The 16,533-nt window shown below is 69.6% G+C and carries 16 protein-coding genes and 4 pseudogenes; 8 read left to right on the plus strand and 12 right to left on the minus strand.

Going from position 1 to position 16,533, the window contains the following annotated elements:
• Positions 1–327: 327 nt before the first annotated feature.
• Entirely contained in the window at positions 328–576 is a 249-nt protein-coding gene (locus tag ACFY1U_RS33945; RefSeq protein WP_390698077.1) for a hypothetical protein, read from the minus strand.
• 35 nt (positions 577–611) lie between these two features.
• On the opposite strand from ACFY1U_RS33945, the gene ACFY1U_RS33950 reads away from it, so the two are divergent.
• Both ACFY1U_RS33950 and ACFY1U_RS33955 read left to right on the plus strand, forming a co-directional pair.
• Positions 612–950: a pentapeptide repeat-containing protein gene (locus ACFY1U_RS33950; RefSeq protein ID WP_390698066.1), complete on the plus strand. Its 339-nt coding sequence runs from the start codon at positions 612–614 to the stop codon at positions 948–950.
• A gap of 20 nt (positions 951–970) precedes the next feature.
• Positions 971–1,156 (plus strand): annotated as a pseudogene (locus ACFY1U_RS33955) (hypothetical protein); the annotation flags it as partial.
• A gap of 128 nt (positions 1,157–1,284) precedes the next feature.
• Here the strand turns inward: ACFY1U_RS33955 and ACFY1U_RS33960 are convergent.
• From ACFY1U_RS33960 to ACFY1U_RS33980, 5 genes and pseudogenes are all read right to left on the minus strand, one after another.
• A complete protein-coding gene (locus tag ACFY1U_RS33960) occupies positions 1,285–4,029 on the minus strand; it encodes an AAA family ATPase (RefSeq protein WP_390697980.1) in 2,745 nt (914 codons plus the stop codon).
• A gap of 115 nt (positions 4,030–4,144) precedes the next feature.
• Entirely contained in the window at positions 4,145–5,107 is a 963-nt protein-coding gene (locus tag ACFY1U_RS33965; protein ID WP_390697981.1) for a GNAT family N-acetyltransferase, read from the minus strand.
• 8 nt (positions 5,108–5,115) lie between these two features.
• The gene (locus ACFY1U_RS33970; protein ID WP_390697982.1) at positions 5,116–5,685 is read right to left on the minus strand and encodes a dihydrofolate reductase family protein; all 570 of its coding nucleotides are present in this window, start codon (positions 5,683–5,685) and stop codon (positions 5,116–5,118) included.
• A 453-nt stretch (positions 5,686–6,138) separates the two neighbouring features.
• Positions 6,139–6,285, minus strand: a pseudogene (locus ACFY1U_RS33975) (transposase); the annotation flags it as partial.
• Positions 6,218–6,910: pseudogene (locus ACFY1U_RS33980) on the minus strand (transposase family protein); the annotation flags it as partial. The pseudogenes ACFY1U_RS33980 and ACFY1U_RS33975, both read right to left, overlap by 68 nt.
• A gap of 71 nt (positions 6,911–6,981) precedes the next feature.
• Between ACFY1U_RS33980 and ACFY1U_RS33985 the strand changes: the two are divergent.
• Positions 6,982–7,365: a hypothetical protein gene (locus ACFY1U_RS33985; protein WP_390697983.1), complete on the plus strand. Its 384-nt coding sequence runs from the start codon at positions 6,982–6,984 to the stop codon at positions 7,363–7,365.
• Positions 7,366–8,136: 771 nt separating this feature from the next.
• A complete protein-coding gene (locus ACFY1U_RS33990) occupies positions 8,137–8,520 on the plus strand; it encodes a YybH family protein (RefSeq protein WP_390697984.1) in 384 nt (127 codons plus the stop codon).
• Positions 8,521–8,534: 14 nt separating this feature from the next.
• Here the strand turns inward: ACFY1U_RS33990 and ACFY1U_RS33995 are convergent.
• Positions 8,535–8,672, minus strand: a pseudogene (locus tag ACFY1U_RS33995) (ATP-binding protein); the annotation flags it as partial.
• Between the two features lie 285 nt (positions 8,673–8,957).
• On the opposite strand from ACFY1U_RS33995, the gene ACFY1U_RS34000 reads away from it, so the two are divergent.
• Positions 8,958–9,887 (plus strand): tyrosine-type recombinase/integrase, encoded by a 930-nt coding sequence (locus tag ACFY1U_RS34000; RefSeq protein WP_390697985.1) that lies wholly within the window; start codon positions 8,958–8,960, stop codon positions 9,885–9,887.
• Complete coding sequence (locus tag ACFY1U_RS34005) at positions 9,884–10,201, plus strand: helix-turn-helix domain-containing protein (RefSeq protein WP_390697986.1); 318 nt, start codon at positions 9,884–9,886, stop codon at positions 10,199–10,201. Before ACFY1U_RS34000 ends, ACFY1U_RS34005 begins: the two co-directional genes overlap by 4 nt.
• Before the next feature lie 61 nt (positions 10,202–10,262).
• On the opposite strand, the gene ACFY1U_RS34010 is transcribed toward ACFY1U_RS34005, so the two are convergent.
• A complete protein-coding gene (locus tag ACFY1U_RS34010; RefSeq protein ID WP_390697987.1) occupies positions 10,263–10,556 on the minus strand; it encodes a hypothetical protein in 294 nt (97 codons plus the stop codon).
• Between the two features lie 246 nt (positions 10,557–10,802).
• Positions 10,803–11,717 carry an alpha/beta hydrolase gene (locus tag ACFY1U_RS34015; protein WP_390697988.1) on the minus strand — a complete coding sequence of 305 codons (915 nt, stop codon included), beginning with the start codon at positions 11,715–11,717 and terminating at the stop codon, positions 10,803–10,805.
• A 300-nt stretch (positions 11,718–12,017) separates the two neighbouring features.
• Between ACFY1U_RS34015 and ACFY1U_RS34020 the strand changes: the two genes are divergently transcribed.
• Positions 12,018–13,070: an Lrp/AsnC family transcriptional regulator gene (locus ACFY1U_RS34020; RefSeq protein ID WP_390697989.1), complete on the plus strand. Its 1,053-nt coding sequence runs from the start codon at positions 12,018–12,020 to the stop codon at positions 13,068–13,070.
• A 642-nt stretch (positions 13,071–13,712) separates the two neighbouring features.
• Here the strand turns inward: ACFY1U_RS34020 and ACFY1U_RS34025 are convergent.
• Genes ACFY1U_RS34025 through ACFY1U_RS34035 form a run of 3 tightly spaced genes read right to left on the minus strand, consistent with a single transcriptional unit; the run spans position 13,713 to position 15,538 of the window.
• On the minus strand, positions 13,713–14,009 hold the full coding sequence (locus tag ACFY1U_RS34025; protein ID WP_390697990.1) for a hypothetical protein: 297 nt from the start codon (positions 14,007–14,009) through the stop codon (positions 13,713–13,715).
• Between the two features lie 33 nt (positions 14,010–14,042).
• Positions 14,043–15,110, minus strand: coding sequence for a cobalamin-independent methionine synthase II family protein (locus ACFY1U_RS34030; protein WP_390697991.1), 1,068 nt, complete (start codon positions 15,108–15,110; stop codon positions 14,043–14,045).
• Positions 15,111–15,118: 8 nt separating this feature from the next.
• A complete protein-coding gene (locus ACFY1U_RS34035) occupies positions 15,119–15,538 on the minus strand; it encodes a hypothetical protein (RefSeq protein WP_390697992.1) in 420 nt (139 codons plus the stop codon).
• Positions 15,539–15,874: 336 nt separating this feature from the next.
• Between ACFY1U_RS34035 and ACFY1U_RS34040 the strand changes: the two genes are divergently transcribed.
• Positions 15,875–16,399, plus strand: a complete 525-nt coding sequence (locus tag ACFY1U_RS34040; protein WP_390697993.1) for an EF-hand domain-containing protein — start codon at positions 15,875–15,877, stop codon at positions 16,397–16,399.
• The last annotated feature ends 134 nt before the right edge of the window (positions 16,400–16,533 follow it).

The raw sequence follows: 16,533 nt of genomic DNA on the forward strand, positions 1-16,533 counted from the left end.
TGCGTTGGGTCGTCGACCACTGTCCTCGGCAGTCGCTGTCACCGGTGCGGGAGCTGAGGGGGCGACCGTCAGGACGTGCTCATGCTGATCTCCGAGGTGGGGCTCCTCGGGGACTGGCCCCCGATGGGGAAGCGGCGGTGATGCCCGTAGACCGGTGCAGTGGCGGCGCGTCGACAGGTCCGCCGCCGAACTTCCGAGCTTCGCGAGGTCCAGACAGTCCTCGACGTGTCCCGCGCTTCGGATCCCTACAGCCGGTGACGGCTCCACAGCCTCCGCCGATGCTCCGCGATGCGGCGCGCGCTACGCGAGCTGGCTTTGGTGCCAGCTTCAGGGCAGCGAAAGCCCCGTGGTGACAGCCTGGCAATCACGCTGGAGACCGTCGGCCAAGGCGTGCAGGGCGGGCAGGTCATCGGTGTGGAGGGCGTCTGTCCATGCCGGCAGGCTGTTTCCGCCGAGGTCGCAGACCATCCGCGCGAAGGCGTGCACGTGTCCGCGGGCGGCAGCCAACTCTGGGCGCTCGTCCAAGCCCTGTACGACGCTGTCCACCTGGAAGGGGCCCACGGTCCGCGACCGCACACCGGCACTCTTGGCAGGGGCACGACTTCGACTTCATCGGCGTTGTGTTCGACGGCACGGTCGACTTCAGCGGGGCGCAGGTCTCCGGGGGCACGGTCGACTTCAGCGAGGCCACGTTCTCCGGCGTCGACTTCCACGAAGCGACAGGTGAAGCGCCGTCCGGTCTGCCGGCGAGCGGGTCACCGCCTGCCGGAATTGTTCCTGCCTCCGCCCATGTCCTGGCCACGGACCCAGAGGTTACGGCTCCGGGGCAGCAGGGAAGGGGGTGCGGGACTTCGTGCGGACGGCACCGTCCGCGCTACCGGATCCGGTGCCGTGTCAGGCAACGTTCGCCCTGTCGTGGCGTGTCGCCCGGTTGCTGGGCCGGGTGGTAGTGGGCCGTCAGAATGATCATGTGGCTGAGCGCGTGCAGGTCCGTGAGATCGATGACGACGAGGGTGGACGGCGGCTGCGGATCGTCCGCCGGGGCACTGGGTCGGTGGTGATCTGGCGGCGGGCCCAGTTGGTTCTGCTGTCCGTGCAGCGCATGCCCGTGGCGAAGATTGCCGAGGTGACGTTCACCAGCGCGGACCGGGTCCAGGCGGCGCAGTACTGCTCTATTGTGCGCAGGTGTTCAAGAAGCCGTTACAGCGGCCATGGCGGGCGAGGAGACCGGCACCGACCTGTCCCGTTCGCTCCGCTGCGCTGCGCAGCTTCTGCCCGCACCGGCTACTCACTAAGCACGTCGGCGAGTTGGGTGCGGGAGCTGATGCCGAGCTTGGGAAACGCCCTGTAGAGGTGGTGTCCCACCGTGCGCGGGCTCAGTAGCAGCTGGGTGGCGATCTCCCTGTTGGTCGCGCCGGTCGCGGCGAGCCGTACCACCTCGCGCTCCTGCGGACTCAGCCGCGCGATCGGCGAGTCCGCGGCGAGCGCTGGGTCGTGGTGCCCGCCCGCCGCCCGCAGCTCTGTCTGGGCCCGCCGCGCCCACGGTCGAGCGCCCACTCGGTCGAAGCGCTCCAGCGCGGCGCGCAGCCGCTCGCGCGCGTCGAGCATGCGGCGCTGCCTGCGCAGCCACTCGCCGAAGAGCAGCTCGGTGCGGGCCTGCTCGAAGCTGTCGTCGGCCGAGTGCAGGTCGAGGGCGGCGAGGTAGTGCTCCTCGGCCTGGGAATCCGGTCCGGCAAGGGCCCGGCAGCGGAGGAGCTGCGCGTCGACCGCCGGCTGCCGGAGGGTGTCCGCGCAGGCCGCGAAGGCATCCGCGGGCGCCTTCGCCCGCTCCGGGCGGCCGGCCCGCACGGCTGCCTCGACCAGGTCGGGCAGCAGGTGGCGGGCCATCAGCGCGTGACCGGCCTCATCCCGCGCCGTCTCCAGCCGCTCCAGCGCCCGCTGGCTCTGTCCGGAGCCGAGGTCGAGCAGGCCCAGCGCCCACAGCGCGTCGGAGGTGCCCCGGCCGACGCCTCGCGGGCGGGTGTACTCCAGGGCCAGGTCGGCGAGTTCACGGGTGCGGTCCTCCTCGCCGCGGGCGGCGGCCAGCACGGCGAGCAGGGCGCGCAGGTGGGCGACCCGGTGGTGGAGGTCGTAGTAGTCGGCGAGCCGGAGCGCCTCGGCGGCGTGCGCCTGGGCGTCGTCGCGGCGGCCGAGCGCGAGCTCCACCTGGGCGAGCAGGTGCAGCGTGGTGGGCAGCCAGCCGCCGACGCCGTGGTCGCGGCAGTGCGCCACGGCGGCGGAGGCGACCCGGTGTGCGCTCGCGTGGTCGGCGAGCAGATGGCAGTAGTGCCCGGTCATCAGCCGGTCCATCAGGCTGACTTCATCGCGGTCGCAGGCGGCCACCAACTCGGCGAGCAGTCGCCGCGCGCCATGGACGTCGGGGTCAGTGGGGACGTCGTGCGCGCCCGCATCCTCGTTCTCGTGCCGGGTGTCCGCCGCGTCGGCGAAGACCTGTGCCGGCACCGCGAGGACCCGCAGATCGGGTGCGCGGGCCGCGATCTGGGCGATCAGCGCCGCGTCCCCCGCGGCGAACGCCGCGTGCAGCGCGTCCGTCAGCAGCACGGGGAGTTTGTCGGGGCGCTGCGCGGCGGTCGCGTCCGCGGCCTCGGCGAGGATCCGGGCGGCCCGCGCCGGGCTGCCGAAGCCGAGCTCGACCACGGCCCGCACCCGGGCGAAGTCCGCCGCCATTCCAGGATCCTGCAGCGGCTGCGGCACCTGGTCGGCGAGGGCCCCGCAGCGCTCGTCCTGTCCGGCCTCGCTGGCCCGCTGCGCCGCGCCGATCAGACGCCTCGCCCGCAGCGCCGGCTCTGCGGTCAGCTGAGCGGCCCGCTCGTAGGCAGCGGAGGCCGACGCCATCGCCTGCCGGCTGCCCGCCCACTCGGCGACCTGCTCCAGCTCCGTGGCCACCCGCTCGTCCGGGCCGGTCGCCGCCGCGGCCAAGTGCCAGGCCCGGCGGTGCGCGTGCCCGGCGCCGTCCAGCGTCTGCGCCAACGCCAGATGCGCCGCGATCCGCTCCGCGAGCGGCGCGCTGCGGTAGGCGGCGAACCGAACCAGCGGATGCCGGAAACGCAGCCCTGTGCCAGAGACGGCCAGCAGCCCGGCCCGCTCGGCGGGCGCCAGATCGTCGACCGATCCCCCGGACCGGGCCGACGCCGCCAGCACTGCGGCCAAGTCCCCGGTGTCGTCCGCGGCGGCCACCACGAGGATCCGGCGAGTGGCCTCGGGCAGCCGACGGATCCGCTCGGCGAGCGACTCCTGCAGCCGACTCGGCAGCGCCGACGACACCTCCGGCAGGACCAGCGGCCCCAGTTGGCCGGACCGCTGCGCCGGGGTGAGCGCTGCTGACAGCTCCCGCAGCGCCAGCGGATTGCCTTGCGCCTGATCGATGATCTGCTCGGCGACATGGGGCGCGAGCCCGGGCAGCAGCGCCGCGGCCGCAGTGCGGTCGATGCCGGTGACGTGGAGCCTGGGCAGCGCCCGCCCGGTGCTGCCGGGCGCGTCGCCGCGGGCGGCGAAGAGCATCGCAACGCCCTCGGCGCGCAGCCTGCGGGCGGCAAAAGCCAGCACATCCACAGACGGCCGGTCCAGCCAGTGAACGTCGTCGACGAGACACAGCAGGGGCGTGTCGGCGGCGGCCTCGGCCAGGACGGACAGCGCGGCGAGGGCGACGGTCAGCCGGTCCTGCACCGGCGCGTCGACGAGGCCGAAGACGGAGCGAAGCGCCTGGGCCTGCGGGGCGGGCAGCCGGTCGAGCACCTCAAGGACCGGCAGGAAGAGCTGGTGCAGCCCGCTGAAGCCCAGCTCCATCTCGGACTCGATACCCTCCACGCGCAGCACCCGCAGGCCCTCCCCCCGGGCGGCGGCGTGCTCGAGGAGCGCGGTCTTGCCGATGCCGGCCTCGCCGTGCAGCAGCAGGGCGCCGCTCTCGCCACGCAGGGCGCCGGCGAGCAGCAGCTCGATCCGCCGCAGCTCCTCGTCGCGTCCCTGCATCCGTGCGCCCCCCCGGATTCGCCAACCCGGCCACCGCCGGGCCTCGTTGATCGTCACTGTACGCGGCCCGGGCGGGACGGACCGGGGACGAACTCGAGGACGGCGACCGCTGCGCCTACAACGCTCGCTCCTGCTCTGCCACCGGCGCCGACCAGATCATCCGGATCTGCGTGGTCCGGTAGCCGGCCCGGGCGAAGGCCGCCGCCATCGGGGCGTTCCCGGTGTCGGTCGTGGCGGTGATCAGTTCGGCGCCCGCCTGCGCATGGCTCCGGGTGACCTCGGCCAGCAGGTCGTCCACATAGCCGCGGCCTCGGAACTCGGGCAGCACGCCGAGGAATCCGACGTTCCGGGCGTACGGCGTCGCGGAGGGGATCGCCAGCCCGACGAGCCGCCCGTCGGGGCCGTACGCCAGCCGCCACCACTCCCGTTCGCCCGGGCAACCGAGGTAGAACTCCAGCTCCTCCCGGGCGGCCGCTTCGACGCCCATCGCTGCGACATTGCGGCGGGTCTCGTCGTCCAGGCTGCCGACCGCGATCCTCCGGAACATCCCGAGGAACTCCTCGTCCGATGCGGGGGCGAAGGTGAGTCGGCTCCCACCCCCCGGCAGCGCATCGCCGACGGCCCACTCCACCCGTAGCCGCTCCACTTCGTGGCTGAGGCCGGCGGCCCGCGCGGCGCTCCGGCGCCAGGCCACCGCGTCCGCCGCCACCGCATCGTCGCGCCAACCGACCGGCAGCGTCAGGTTGTACAGCGGCGGCTTCGGCGCGCCCGCTGCGGCGAACGCCTGCAGCCCGGCGGTGAGCAGCCCGGTCGCCACCCGAGCCCGGTCGCCCGCCCCGGGCTCGACGTGCAGGCAGTCCAGGGCGACCGGGTGGGCGCTGTCCGCCCGGCCCCACCACAGGGCGCGGGCCAGCAGCCGGCCGTCCCCGTCCTCGGCGATCCAGGTCCACTCCGGCCGGTACATACCCTGCCCGAGCTCATCCCGGTAGCGGTCGGCGTCGATCCAGCCGACGGGTTCGGTGACCGTTACCGCGGCGACGCGGTCGGCCTCGGCCCGGGTCGTGGGTCGAAACAGCATCGGTGCTCCTAGTGTCGGACGTAGCTGGTCAGGGTGGTGCCGGTGCGGAAGACCCGGGTGTCGCTGAGCAGCCAGTCGGCGGGGGCGAAGGGGGCGCGAAACAACGGGATGCCACTGCCGGACACCACCGGGTAGCGCTTCAGCAACAGTTCGTCGATCTCCCCCAACAACTGCCCGGCCAGGCTCGCCCCGCCACACAGCCAGATGCCCGCGCCTGGCTGTCGCTTGAGGCCGCGGACAAGTTCCACCGGGTTCCCCGACACCACCTCCACCTCGGGGTCGGTCCGGGGCAGGGTGGAGGAGAAGACGTACTGCTGCAGGTGCGGATAGGGGCTGGTGACGCCGATCCGCAGGGCGGGCTCGTAGGTGGCGCGGCCCATCAGGATCGTGTCGAAGACCTTGTTGGGCACGTCGGCCAGGCCCAGTGCCTCGCGGGCGTGGGCGGGGATGGTCTCGGGGTACTCGCTGAGGATCGCGTCCTTCAAGTCACCGTCGAAGCCGGAGGAGTCGGTCTCCCCGTCCGGTCCGGCGATGAAGCCGTCGAGACTACAGCCGATGTAGTAGGTGAGCCGGCGCACGGGCCGCCTTTCACTTCGCTGGGTGACCGTCGGGCCGCGGGCGACCGACGAGGACAGCCCGAACCTAGGCTGCGGTCACCACCCCCGGCATCGGTCACGACGACCCAATGTGCCAGTCCGACTTGCCGGCCTTTCCGGCTGCCGTGGTCAGCCGTCGACCTGGACAGCTCCCGGATCACGGCGGCGCTCCGGACGATCCGCCCGTGCTGTGGCCACATAGGTCACCGAGCTCGTAGCGATCGTGCGGCGCGTGGGCGGTCCCGGTCTGACAGCCGCCGGCAACGGCACCGAGGGCAGGAGCGCGCCCGGACTGAGTCGCATGAACGGCACCGACCACTCCAGCCACAAAGAGCAGGGCAGCATGAATCCGCCGCTACATCGTCTAAAGACTGTCCCGTAATGGATCTTGGTGTCGATGTGGATGCTGACAGCCTTGTTAGTCCCGCCTCTCGGTTATCCGTTGAGCGCGAGGTTGTGCAGGCGGGCGATTCCGCGCATGGCGTGGTGGACGCCCTCGCCTTTGAGACGGCAGTCGCGGAGGATCTTCCAGCTCTTCATACGGGCGAAAGTGCGCTCGACGCGGGCTCGAACTCGCTTGTGGGAGTAGTTGTGTTCCTCCTTCCAGGCCCGGAAGTTCCTCACCCTTCGTCCGTCGGTGCGGGATGACGAGTCCGGTGCCCTGGTAGCCGCCGTCCGCGATGGTCATGGTGTGGCCCACGGCGCACTTGACGCCAGATTCCTCCCAGCCTCGGGAGTCGTGCCGGTTTCCGGGCAGCGGCCGGCCGACGATGACGACCAAGCGGGTGTCGGCGTCGATGACCACCTGATGAGCCGTGGAATAGCGGTAGTTCTTCGACTGCTCTGCGATCGAGCGGTCCCTGGTGGGCACCAGGGTGCCGTCGACGATGAGCACGGTGTCCTTACGGAATCGCTCTCGCGACCGAAGTGCGAGCCTCGGGCCGAGATCGTCGATGATCCGGCAGGCCGCCGACTTGGAGACACCGAACAGCGGAGCCAGTTGCCGCAGGGTCAAGTTCGTGCGCCAGTAAGCCGAGACCAAGAGGAGGCGATCCTCCAGCGACAGACCCCAGGGCCGTCCACGCCGCGGCTCCTTGGCGACTTCGCGACGCACCGCGGTCGCCAGCTTGCCGAAGCAGCGTGGCCTCAGCCCGGTGAACGGGGCTATCCAAGACGTCTCCGCTGCCGTGATCACACCACCAGCCATCCGGAGATCATTTCAATTGCCGACAGCCCGCCCCTCGGGATCCTGACCATCCGGCAGGGGGAGTAGGCGAGATGGGACTGATGCTTTTCCCGGGGGACGACGGCGTGACCAGCTCGGACGTCTCCTGGTCCTACACCGGCTTCGGGATGTTCAGGGAGTGGCTGGCCCAGACCGAGGGGTTCGCGCTCGCCGAGATGCGCGGCTTCGGCGGAGACCGCGACTGGTCCAGCGTCTCCACCATGCTGAAGCCACTCCTCAACCACCCAGATGACGACGGCCCCGACCTCACGCCCGCTCAATGCGCGGCCATGCTGCCCCGTTTGGAAGAAATCCTCGATCACGGACTGCCGGATGACAGCGACCCCGTCCTGCGACGGCGCATCGAAGACGTCGGTGAGCTGGTCACCGTCCTGCGGTCTTGCGTGGACAAGAACGTCGAACTCATCTTCGGCTGATCCGGGAACGCGGGGTGACCCATCACCGAGGGGCGGCGACGGTTCACAGTTACGGGACAGCCTTTACGCTTCAGTATTGCGGCGTGAACGCGGCAAACGGCAATACGAACACGCAGCTCTGTCACTACGACTACAACAGCGGAGAAGTGGCTACCATGCAGGGCTGGTCCATGTCTGTCCCTGGAGCCCGAACCGACGTCGCACCCATCAACATATATCCCTACGGCCCCTACCCGGACCAGTATTGGTCCGTCATCAGCGTGCTGTAGCACTACAGCGGGCCGCAGATGAGGCGGCAACTTCTACGCATCCTGCGGCTCCCCAAGAAGGAGCCGCAGGATCTTCAGCTTCGGGACCGAAGTTCCCCCCGACGCGGTTACACCAACACAGGGACATGACCGGAGACCGACCGCAGGGCGGCCAGATCCCGGAGCAGATCCGACTCATGCCAAGGCCCGATTTCGAGGTCGTCGTCCGCCGCGTCAGGGCGTTCCTCTTCGTGGATGGCCATGACTGGTCATCTTGGCGTACGGCTACGACAACGCGGCCCCTCCAGCGGCGCCGGCTGTCCCAGGGCACCCGCTCGTCGCTCAAGGTGGCTAGGGCGGCGCCTTTTGACTCCACCCGCGGCGGCTCCAACTGGCCCCAGTTCGCGGATGATTGGTGAAGATCGGGCGTCGTGCGGTGGCCCCGGAGGGTGGCTTGATTTGGGACCGCTGAAGCGGCGAGGGAACAGCGACGGCCGCGCGAGAGTGTCGGCATGATGGCCCCATGACGGATCGGACATCTCTGGAAATTGAGCTTGCTGCGTTCATGGGCGAGTACGAACGCGCCAACAACAGCCATGACATCTCACGTGTCGTGCCGTTCATTGCCGAGGACGCCGTGTACTGGTTCTCGGACGGTTCGCATCGGGGCATCGAGGAGATCCGGTCCGCGATCGAGAAGACGTTCGCGACGATCCTCGACGAGGTGTATGAGGTGTGTGAGCTGGAGTGGCCTGTGCTCACCGCTGGTGTCGCGGTGTGTCGCTATCTGTTTACCTGGACCGGTGTCGTGAACGGCGAACCTCGCTCCGGACAGGGCCGGGGCACCAACGTCATCGCGCGCCGGGACGGCGAGTTGAAGATGCTGCATGAGCATCTCAGCTCCTGATCCTTGGCAGGTGTTCACCTCAGCCCGTTGGCCTTGTTCGCCTTGGTGCGGGCGAGCCGGTAGGACTCCGTTCCGGTCTCGATCAGGGTGGCGTTGAAGGTGAGCCGGTCCACGATGGCCGCGCAGAGCCGCGGGTCGGTGAACGTCTTTGATCAGCCATCTGGGGCTGGCACTTGTTCCCTCACAAGAGTTGCCGCTGCCACCTGGCCGTATCCCGCTCCTGAGGTCCTCGTTGGTTCTCGCGGTGGCGCCCTGGTTTTCAAGGTGCTGCCTTGACCGTTCAGGTGCGGGCAAGGTGCGCTGGTGGCCGAGGCCAGACTCCAGGTCATCGCGGGCGGGCCGTCCCGCAGGAACCGCTGACCACGGACCCGTGGCAGTTTCAGACCACATGCGTCGACGCGTTCGTCGCCTCCTGGCGGGCCCGCGGGTTCAGCCCGGTGACCATCGACAACGACATCGGCCTGCTGGAGCGAACCCTCGCTGCTCTGGGCCGACCCGCGTGGGAAGTCACGCCCGAGGACATTGACAGGGTGGTCGGCGACCTCGCGGTGAAGGGCCGGTCGACGTCGACCCGGCCCGAGTATGTGCAGATCTTCAAGGGGTTCCACCGGTTCCTGCAGGCCCGCAAGGCCGCCGAGATCGAGGCAGCGTTCGGTGTCCGGCTGGTTTGCCCGGTCGATGTGTTCAACGCCTCCCGGCATGTCGGCGACGAGTCTCCGGCCCTGGTGCCGCCGCCGACACCGGAACGGGTAGAGGAGTTCTTCGACTTCATGAAGCAGCGGATCGCGACCGCGAGGAAGTACGGGCCCGCCGCCCGGGACTATGCGATGTTCCGGACCCTGTATCACGCCGGCCTCCGCTCGGAGGAGGCATCGCTGCTGGACAAGCCGGATGTGCACTGCAGCCGCGGCCCGTTCGGCAAGCTCCACGTCCGCTTCGGCAAAGGGGCTCACACCTCCGGGCCCCGGCCCCGCTGGGTGCCCATGATCGACGGCCTGGACCTGGTGCTGCGATGGTTCCTGGACGACGTGCGCCCCAAGTTCCCCGATTCTCCTGTGCTGTTCGCCGACGAGTCCGACGGAACCCTGCATCGCGGAACGATCCGCAACCGGCTGCGCTATCTCATGGAGCTCGACGGGCGGCCGGCCTCGGAACGGTTCAGCCCGCATGCCCTGCGGAGGGCCTGCGCGACCCACAACTACGAACACGACGTCGACCTGGTGGCCATCCAGCAGATGCTCGGTCACTGGACGGTCAGCTCGACCATGCGTTATGTCCGGCCCTCCGCGACGTTCATCGAGGACGCCTATCAGCGGGCGGTCGCCGGAACTCTGGCCGAGCTGACCGGGAAGGACACCACGGCATGAAGATCCGATGGCGGCTGCGGATGGCCGCCGCCCAGCGGGAGGTGTGGACCGGGACCGAACTGCGAAAACTGCTGGCCGAGAAGGCCGGCCTGGAGCTCTCCTCGGCATCAGTGTCCGCGCTGTTCACCAAGGAGCCCTCGCAGGTGAAGATGGCCACCCTGGCCGCGTTGTGCACCGCGCTGGAGTGCACCCCCAACGACCTGATCGAGATCGACACCACCCCCGTCGAGCGGCCTGTGACTCCGCCCCGGCCCGTCGCCGACGTCCCGAAGGCCGTCGGTTCCGCCCGGGCCCGGTCGATGCCGCCTCTGTGACCTGCGGACCTCTCCATGAGCAAGAAACAGCGGGACTGCGTGACCTGCGGCGGGCGGTCGGCTATCGCGACCGCTGGCACTGCTGCCGGTGCTGGCGCCGGATGACAGAAGAGGCAGCGAGGGCGGTATGTCCGTCCTGTGGCAAGGACTGGCAGTAAAGGCTCTCGATGCCGAAGTGCGACTTGAACGCGATCCACCGGTCGGCCTCCACTCTGGCCCGGCTGAGCCCCAGCACTCGTACGACGGCGGCCTTGAGGTTGTCGTTGCGGACCTTGCTCCGCGGGATGCCGCCCAGCGCCCGCAGCGCGTGGACGTGGCCTTCGAAGAAGGCTTCCTGGCCGCAGGAGGCGAACACCCGGTGGACGGCTGGGTGGCTCCTGGATGGCCGTGCATCGAGTTGTTGTATGTGGACGCGGTGTACGAACGTCGTCGGCGTCCGCTGTGGGACTGTGCGACAGGCCGGTTCGAGGATGTCGTTCCGGTACGCACGTTTCGCCGGTCGCGCGGCGAGCGTCACTTCCCGGGCTGGTACTGGGCGGCTACGACCGGGCGGCAGGTCGGCTTCGAGTCGTGGCTGGTCGATGGAGCGGGTGCTTCTGCCTCACCTGGGATCGCGGGGATCCAGATGCTTCGCCAGGAAGGAGATCTCCGCTGCGACGGCCTGTTCGTGCGACTCGAGGAACGGGGCGTAATGGCGGCCCGTCAGGTGAACCACTTCGGACTGAGGCGCGTTCCGGGCTGCCCGGACGGCGGGATCGGTGAGCACGCTCTGGTCCTGGTCGCATACGACGACCAGCAGGGGGCAGCGGATCCGGGAGGCATGGCGGCCGGGCCGGTACCCGCCCATCTGCAGGGCGATCCGTGCGGCGACCGTCTGCTCCCAGTTCGCGTGGCGGCGGTCGGGATCGAGGGCCCGGTCGCCGTCCATGGCATCGGGCGTAGTGAGCAAGGCGACCGCGCCGCGCGGTCCTGCGGTCGGGACCAGCAGCGGCGGCCGTCCGGTGAGGCCACCGAACGAGTCCGCAACGCCCCGCCCGAACAGACGTAGCGCCGCGAGGGGTGTCATGGAGCGCAGCGCGTGGGGAGCGACTGCGGAGCCGTCGACCAGCGGGGTCTGTGCGATCGCGCAGGCCAGTCGCGGGTGGTCGGCCGCGACACGGAAGATGTGGCCGCCCGCGAGCGAGAAGCCCCAGACCGAGACCCTGTCCGGGTCGACGTCCGGCAGACCGGTCGCGCACTCGATCGCGGCGTGCCAGTCGGCGACCTGCTCGTCGAAGCGGACGATCTGGCGCGGGGCGCCTCCGCTCTCCCCGAACCGTCGGTGATCGAAGGCCAGGACCGCGAAACCGGCATCGTTGAACCGCGCGGCGAACAGGTCCGAGGCCGGCTCCTTCGTCACCGAGGTTCCGCCGGCCATGATCACGCAGCCGCCGTTGGTCCCTGGATAGTGCCAGGCGGCACACGAGGTGTCACCGCTGGCGAAGCGTACTTTCTCCCGTTGCTTGAACGCGGGCACATGGACCTCCATGGTGAATCGTCGTGTCGTGGTGCTCTGGAAACGCGGGCCTGCGGCGTCGTCGCGCCGCAGGCCCCCTTCGCTGGCCGTCGGTGGCGGCCCAGGAGGGGCCGATGGTCAGCCGATCAGGCCGGGGGGCCAGATGCACGGGCCGAGGATCATCGGGTGCTCCTTCCGTGGCTCGGGTCCGCCGACGCTGACGCGTGCCAGGGACAGGGGCGGAGTGGATGTCATCCATGCTTGGGGCGCAATCCCCGAAATGGGCTCCGCACGGCGACGGAATGAGCGAAACTCTCCTTTATGGCGCGCGCATCGGCGGGTTCCGTACTGAGCCTCATGGATCAGCGGCTGGTGGCGGCGCTGCAGTGGGACGGCCGCCTCACCGCGGAGCGGGCGGCCCATGTGCTGGGGCTCAGCCCCGCCACCGTGCGCCGCCGCCTGCACGCGCTCGGCGCCGACGGCACCGTGCGCGTGGTGATCTCACCGGTCGCGCGACCGCGGGGCGGTGGCGCGGCCGGGGCCCTGTTCCTGCGCATCCGGGTCCTGCGGGGAAAGCTCGACACGATCGTGGCCGCGCTCGCGGCGCGCGAGGACATCCCGTTCGTCGACGTCACCACCGCGGGTGACGAGATCTTCGCGGTTGCCCGCACCGAGCCTGGTTCACGCGACCCGTTGGTTTTCCGGCAACTGCCTTCCACTCAGGCGGTGATGTCTCTGGAGAGCGCCACGATCCTGCACGTCTTCCGGCTCACCTCCGAGTGGCGCCACCAGGTGCTGACCGGGCCCGAACGCGCGGAGCTGAGACCAGCCGAGCCGGTTCCCGGGGCGCCCCCTTCGAGTTCTCCGGGCCCCTACGGCGTGGATGCCGATGCCCTGGAACAGTCCCTCATCGACGCCCTCACCCCCGACGCGCGCCTGACAGCGGCAGCCCTGGCTGCCCGAACGGGCCACCCGGAGAGCACGGTGCGCCGCCGCCTCGCCCAACTGGCCGCCCAGGGCCGTCTGATCACCCAGGTCCTGGTCGATCCGCACCGTCTCGGGCTGCCCATCGAGGCCAAGCTCCTGCTGCACGTGACCCCCGACCATCTGGCCGTTGCCGGGCAGGCGCTGGCCGACCACCCCTCGGTGCACGGAGCGTTCGCGACGTCGGGACCTTCGAACCTGCACGCGGCCGCGTACTTCCCGGACCTGACAGCCCTTTACGGCTTCCTCTCCCGCGACCTGGTCGGCCTGGGCATCACTCATGTCGAGACGGCCATCGTCAGCCGCGCCGCCAAACGCACTCCCGCGCCGGTCCAGCCGGCACCAGGTGGCCAGGGACGGGTGAACGCCGCGTCGAAGAGCTGCAACTGACAACTGCGGAACGTAACCGCTGATCGTGAGCATCAGGGTTTGCTAGGACGAAGACAGGGGCCAAGTCGAAAGAGACGGGAAACATTGCGCTGCGTAGTCAGGGCACGGGACTTGTGCCAGACCCTTGAGTTGGCCCCATTTTTCCGGTTTGAAGCGGCTCCACTCGGAGATCGGTTGGGCGGAGATTCGGGCTTGAAGTGGCCCCGGCTTCCGGGCCAGGTCGGCCCCGGCTCATAGCCGGCTCATCGCAGCAGAGGGTGTAGTCGGGGTCTGTCGGTTCTCGAGGCGGAGCTGCTCCCGCACCCTGGCAGGTCCAGGGGCCCATGCCCGGGGCGGACAGCCTACGCTGAAGGCCCCGCAGGAGGTCCCGGTGCCGCCCTTTGCTCTGCCCGCCCCACTTGCTCTGGCCCGCGCAGTCACGGTCGTTCCCGAGACGCTCGGCTGGGCGCTCGAGCCGAAATTATGGACAGGGTTTAATCCTGTCCATTGTCCGAGACCGGGTTCTCCCGCGTGGAAGGTTCCGCGCGCAGCTACGGGTCTGGTTCTCTTCGCCCTGGTTCGCACATCCGCGCGCTGTTGAAACAGCGCGACCACGTCAACCGTCACCGGCAGTGGGCCGGAGTCACTGAAGTAGCTGAGCTGTTATGCGCCGGTCGTCGAGCCGGGGCGGACGATCATCAGGATCACCACGATCAGCCAGGTGAGGGCGAACAGGCCGGTGATCATCGACAGGCGAGGCAGCCGGAGTGTCAGTGACTGTGCGGAGGGCGACGCCTGTTCGGGCTTGTCGAGCAGCGGGGCAGCAGGAGTGTGGCCGGAGAGGCAAGCGCCCCGGTTACCGCTGACAGTGCTTCGGCGGTGGCTCGGGCACCCCGGTGAAGTGTCGGTATTCGAGAGTTGCAGTATTCGCCTGTGGAGTGGGCAGGCACGGCCGTTCATCCGCGCAGTGTTGTCACATCCTCCGCCTAAGATTCAGCCGCCCAGTTCATGGGCTGCCAGGGCGGTGCCTTCGATGCGGGCGCGGATCTTGGCGAAGGCGGTGTCCCGGGAGGTGGAGGTGTCGTCGGCGAAGGGGGAGAAGCCACAGTCGTCGCAGGTGCCCAGGCGGTCGACGGGCACGTGACGGGCAGCGGCCAGGACGCGGTCGCGGACCAGTTCGGGGGGCTCGACGCGGGGATCGATCGGGTCGGTGACGCCGATGAAGGCGCGGGCCTGGTCGGGAAGGTGATCGGCGAGGACGGCGAGGACCTTGTCCGGGTCGGGCTCGCTGGCGAGCTGCACGTAGAAGGCGCCGGCCTTGAGCCGGAGCAAGACGGGCAGCAGGGCCGTGTAGTCCACGTCAAGGCTGTGCGTGGAGTCCTGGTCACCGCCGGGGCAGGTGTGTACGCCGATCCTGGCCTGCTCGGCGGCGGAGAAGCGTTCCAGGACCCGGTTGTTGAGCGCGATGAACTGCTCCAGCAGTCCGCCGCCCGGGTCGAGCTTCAGTGCCAGGCGGGCCTCGGTGAAGTCCAGCTGGACGCAGTGCGCGCCGGCATCCAAGCACCGTCGGATGTCGGTCTCGGCCCCACTGGTGAGGTCGTCGAGGAAGGCATCGCGGGGATATCCGTCGATGCCTTCGGGTGGATAGAGGAGGCTGAGAGCCGAGGGCGCGATGACGGCCTGCTTCACCGGTACGGTCGCGTACCGCAGGGCCGTGCGGAGGTAGCCGTCGGCGTGGACGCCGTAGCGCAGCGGCCCGGCCGTCAGGCGGGGTAGCTGTCGCTGGTGTCCATCGGCGAAGGGAATGACGACGCCGTCGGGTGACAGCCGGTCCAGGCCGGACAGGGGATAGGTGGCGAAGCTGGGTTTGGCCTGTTCGCCGTCGGTGACGACCGGGGAGCCGATGTCCTCCAGGCATCGAATGGTGTCGGCGACCGCGCGGTCCTGGGCAACTGCGAGTTCCTCGTTGCCGATCCGGCCCGCGGCATGGTCTGCCACGGCTACGAGGAGCTCGGCGGGCCGGGGAATGCTGCCGATGGGTTCGGTGGGAATCCCTGCCATGGCCGGGGTCACGCTCCGATCTCCAGCAGCGCCTCACCGGTGCTTCCCGTCAGCCCGGACAAGAGGCACTCCGTGGGCAGCTTGCCGGGGAGCGCGGGCACGGTCCGATGTGCCGCCAGCCCTTCGCCGCGGCCCTCGACAACCCGGCCCGACAGCCTGACGACGAGGACGCCGGCGACGCGGATGCTGGTGCCGCTGTCGTAGGAGATCAACGACCTTTTGCCGTCGGCATAGCGGACGACTTCCTTGAGGCGGGGGCTGTCTACCGTGATGCAGGACGCTGAGGGCGACTCTCCTTCCAGGTAGCCGGTGGCCGACACCGTCCGGCCGGGAGCGACCGCGCATCCGTAACTGGCGCGTGTGCGAACGCGGGTCGGGCGGGGCAGCAGAGTCAATGGCGGGTCGTACATGCTGGTGCTGGAACCCATGCACAGGACACTCTCTCTGTGCTCGGGCACATGGGCCTGGCTCGCCGGAGCCCACACCACCGACGAGCCCACCAGGGCCAAGGAACTCAGCGCCACTGCCGCGCCACCTCTACCGAACATCCACCCTCCAGCGAATCCGCTCTGCCAACAGGCCGTGACTACCCCGGGCCACTCCTGCCACCCAGGCGCGTTGCCGCACACCACCCGCGTACGACCCGCACTTTGCGCGGGACGCACCCCGCGCACACCCAATGGGTGCCTTGAGCCTGATGTTGAGGGGTAAGCCGAACCGGAACACAGCACTCACACCGAACGTCGCCGTCAGAAGGGATCCCGATGGACCAGGCAGCCGCGCAGAGACTCGTCTTCGCCATGCTGGACGCGGACGGAGACGGAGTCGTCTCCAGGGACGAATACATGGCACGCACCAGGAACGTGGCGCTGGCGACGGGGCGCAAGGAGGACGACCCGCTCGTCGTCACCGCACGCACACTCGGCGAGCGGGCGTGGGCATCGATGGACGCCTGTGGCGACGGAGGGATGACCTTCGACGAATACGCGGCCTGGGCGGGCGCCGAGGCGTTCGACACCGTCTGCGCGCCCGTCCTCGGCGCCCTCTTCGACCTCGCCGACACCGATCAGGACGGCGCCCTCGACGGGCCCGAGTTCACAGCCCTGCGCACAGCACTGAACAACCCGGCCACCAACGCCGAAGCAGCGTTCAAGGCCCTGGACGCCGATGGCGACGGACGCATCAACCGCGACGACTACATTGCGTCGATCCGCGCTCATGTCACCGGCGAAGGCTCTTCCATGGGCACGGCGCTGTACAGCAGGCCGCTCTCGGACACCCCAGCGTAGTGATAGACGGGTCCGTACGGTCTGGACAGGCCTTCCTCGTCCGTCGCCATGCGTCAGCGTGAGGGTGGAAACGGCTCAGTTCAGCAGACGTGAAGGGGGCCTTCGTTTGATCCTGTACTCCGTCACAGAGGCAG

Origin of the sequence: Streptomyces sp. NPDC001351, assembly GCF_042896045.1 — a bacterium.
Lineage (GTDB): Bacteria > Actinomycetota > Actinomycetes > Streptomycetales > Streptomycetaceae > Streptomyces.

Bases quoted from the DNA above. Each gene is read 5' to 3' on its own strand.
- ACFY1U_RS33960 (WP_390697980.1), bottom strand. From the start codon at position 4,029: ATGCAGGGACGCGACGAGGAGCTGCGGCGGATCGAGCTGCTGCTCGCC.
- ACFY1U_RS34035 (WP_390697992.1), bottom strand. From the start codon at position 15,538: ATGGGTTCCAGCACCAGCATGTACGACCCGCCATTGACTCTGCTGCCC.
- ACFY1U_RS33965 (WP_390697981.1), bottom strand. From the start codon at position 5,107: ATGCTGTTTCGACCCACGACCCGGGCCGAGGCCGACCGCGTCGCCGCG.
- ACFY1U_RS33985 (WP_390697983.1), top strand. From the start codon at position 6,982: ATGGGACTGATGCTTTTCCCGGGGGACGACGGCGTGACCAGCTCGGAC.
- ACFY1U_RS34020 (WP_390697989.1), top strand. From the start codon at position 12,018: ATGGCGCGCGCATCGGCGGGTTCCGTACTGAGCCTCATGGATCAGCGG.
- ACFY1U_RS34005 (WP_390697986.1), top strand. From the start codon at position 9,884: ATGAAGATCCGATGGCGGCTGCGGATGGCCGCCGCCCAGCGGGAGGTG.
- ACFY1U_RS34040 (WP_390697993.1), top strand. From the start codon at position 15,875: ATGGACCAGGCAGCCGCGCAGAGACTCGTCTTCGCCATGCTGGACGCG.
- ACFY1U_RS34025 (WP_390697990.1), bottom strand. From the start codon at position 14,009: ATGAACGGCCGTGCCTGCCCACTCCACAGGCGAATACTGCAACTCTCG.
- ACFY1U_RS33990 (WP_390697984.1), top strand. From the start codon at position 8,137: ATGACGGATCGGACATCTCTGGAAATTGAGCTTGCTGCGTTCATGGGC.
- ACFY1U_RS34030 (WP_390697991.1), bottom strand. From the start codon at position 15,110: ATGGCAGGGATTCCCACCGAACCCATCGGCAGCATTCCCCGGCCCGCC.